The organism is Exiguobacterium sp. 8A (genome assembly GCF_902506275.1).
Taxonomy (GTDB): domain Bacteria; phylum Bacillota; class Bacilli; order Exiguobacteriales; family Exiguobacteriaceae; genus Exiguobacterium; species Exiguobacterium profundum.
This window is the reverse complement of the sequence record NZ_LR733664.1, coordinates 1-2,737: the sequence shown is the minus strand read 5'-3', so window position 1 is coordinate 2,737 and position 2,737 is coordinate 1. Positions and strand designations below refer to the sequence as shown.

Annotated in this window: 3 protein-coding genes; all 3 read right to left on the bottom strand. The window is 66.2% G+C overall.

Annotated features, from left to right (window positions below; all coding sequences use genetic code 11):
* Positions 1-192: 192 nt before the first annotated feature.
* Positions 193-663, bottom strand: a complete 471-nt coding sequence (locus tag GVY42_RS16900; RefSeq protein WP_373562229.1) for a histidine kinase — start codon at positions 661-663, stop codon at positions 193-195.
* 868 nt (positions 664-1,531) lie between these two features.
* A complete protein-coding gene (locus GVY42_RS15675) occupies positions 1,532-1,993 on the bottom strand; it encodes a hypothetical protein (RefSeq protein ID WP_159558243.1) in 462 nt (153 codons plus the stop codon).
* 71 nt (positions 1,994-2,064) lie between these two features.
* A partial coding sequence (locus GVY42_RS15670; protein WP_201302289.1) for a DUF11 domain-containing protein occupies positions 2,065-2,737 on the bottom strand: 673 nt, incomplete at its 5' end.

Genomic DNA, 2,737 nt, shown 5'->3' with positions numbered 1-2,737 from the left:
CGCTCAGCAGCTGGGGATTCAGGTCCGCCCGACGGCGCGGACGCTGGCTCTTCAGCCTCGCTCGGAGGCGGGCCATGACGGCGGCATTGCAACTCTTTGCCGCGCTGCGCAGACCTCGTCGTTGATATCGGCAAGACCGGTGCCCATGGGCCCGGGTAGGGGACCAGGAGCGGTGTCGAGGGTCTGCTCTCGTCATCCGCCAGACCGGTCTGCGTCAGCGCCCACACGTGGGCTAATCTCCCGGAGCCTGAGTAAGAGCTCGTCTGGATTCGTCGGCGACACGTTCCCTGCAGTGCGCAGCCCGCTGAGGAACCCACGAGTCTCGCTGAGAGCATCACGGCCGAGCGCTCCGATGCTCTCGAGTGCTGCGGCGACCTGTTCGGTCGCGGAGCTCGACGCTGCACGCGCGAACTGCGCTCCCTCGGCCAGCGCAAGGATCGCCGCCAAGCGATGCGCAATAACGTCGTGCATCTCACGAGCGGCCCGGAGACGCTCTTGCTCGATCGCGACTGCGTGCTCGGCTCTCGCAGCATCCCGCTCCGCGAGCAGTTGCGCCCGACGTGTGCTGCTCCGGGCCGCGCGCGTCCGGCCGACGGCGAGCCCTGTCCGAGCCTGCCCACATTCTTCGGACGGAGTCGGATGAGACAACGGTTCTGTGCGCATCCCGCCAACGGTAAGTCGCGCGTCCCCGCGAGGCATCATCCTCGGGGTGGACCGCCGTCGGCTTATCGAACGATCATGCGCACCGCGCACCGCGCACCGCGCACCGCGCACCGCGCACCGCGCACCGCGCACCGCGCACCGCGCACCCCGCACCCCGCATGCCGCGGCCCTCGGCCGCTTGGGAGCCCGGCCCGGTCGGAGAAGGCGAGTGCATGGCTCACGGCCTAGGCAGAAGTCGCGGAGCAGGGCGCGGACAAGAGTGATGCCGTCCCTGGTGCTCAGGCGGTATGCGCGGAACCGTCACCGGGCACATCGCCGGGCGGGTCTGTTGAGACACCGAGATCCCCGGATCCTGGCGGGTTCCAGAAACGGCCGCACGTGTGCGGTAGCCGATCGGCTATAGGGCACCGAGACCAGCGCGCCTGTGTCCGTCGACGACGCTATCCACTTCGCAGTCGACCCTGTCTCCTAACCGACCTCCAGGACGCAAGAGCCGCCGAGCTCTTGCGAGACATGGCTGCAAGACGGTCAGCGCAGGGTCTGATGTGGGGGAGCGGGCCGCACCGCGAGACGTCTCGCAACCGTAGGGTCTCAAGACGTACTCCCGATACTGTTCCGGGAGGGCAGCCTGCGAGCGTGCCGTCCTAGCCTGCCGATGTGCCTGAACTGATATCCGGCAGAATCCGAGCTGCCTTTCGCGACGACACTGCCTGCACCGTGGCGACGATCTGAGTTCTAGCGGCTCCGAGCCATGCACTCGCGTTCTCCGATCGGGCCTGGGTCTTACCGTTGGCGGGACAGAACCGTTGTCATCTCATCCGGCTCCGTACGAAGAGTGTGGGCATCACGCCCGGAGCCGCTACTCCCATTAACTGACTCCGGCGATCGCGCAGGTGGTGTCAGAGGGCGCCGTGAAGGTCGCAGCTGCCTTCCACAGCTCACCCTTCTCACTCGCCGCTTCGGCTCGGACTTGGCTCCAACCAACGACTGTGCCGTGAGTATCAGTGAAGAAGACAGTGATGAAGTAGCTGCCGGTCGTTTTGCCAGTGTTCTTGATCTTCCCGGATGCCTGCCATCCAGTCTTCGTGGCTGCGCACTTCTGCAGCGTTACCGAGGCTCGCTTGTTGGCGTCATTCGTGATTTCTGTCGGGACGTCGATGGCCCCGGAGACGCCGGGGGTTTGACCGAGCAGCTGCGGGCCGGCGGACCGAGTGCTGTTGGTGGTCGGCGTCGGTTGTGGCGTGTCGGGGCTGCATCCAGTCAGGGCTACGGCCGCGAGGGTTGCTGCAATGGCGACGGCGACAAGATTGGTTGTGGTGTGTTGGCGCATAAGCGTGTGCCTTTCTGACGAATGACGATGGGGCGGGCCCGGTATCCCGGTCCCGCCCCATCGTTGGTTGGTTACGCCCGTCGGCGTCGGCGGGTGATGGTGAAGAGCGCTGCCCCGCCGAGCAGCAGGATGAGTGCGATACCGATCGGCGTTTCAACGGAAGCGCCAGTGAAGGCAAGGCCAGAAGGGCCAGGCTTCAACGTCACGACCGCGGTCGACGGGTCTGACGGGATCCGGCCGCCGCCGAACGGCGGATCGCCTGCGACGACTGCGCTGTTCGAGATAGCGCCGGCGGTCACATCGGCTGCGGTCGTAACGTACGTGGCGGTGCAGTCCACGGTCGCCCCTGGCGCGAGTGTGCTGATGTCTGCCGGGCAGGTGATTGCCGACAACTTCCCCGTGCCGGTGAAGTCGCGGTCCTCGATTTGTGCGTTGCGGATGGTGATGTTCCCGGTGTTGGTGACCGCGAAGTTGTAGCGAATGGTCTGCCCAACCCCGGCGACGGTCTTGTGGTCGGCGGTCTTGACCACGGTTATCGATCCTTGCGGATCGGTGGGAACGTTCACTGTGCTCGGCGGGGACGGCGCCACGGGCGGACCGCCGGGAGTGTTACCGGTGACGGTGGCACTGTTGCGAAGTGAGCCGGAATCCAGGTCGGCTTGGGTGACGGCATAGGTAGCAGTGCACGTGATGGCTTCACCAGGGGCAAGGCTGTCGCCAGCTGCCGGGCAGGTGATCGCAGAC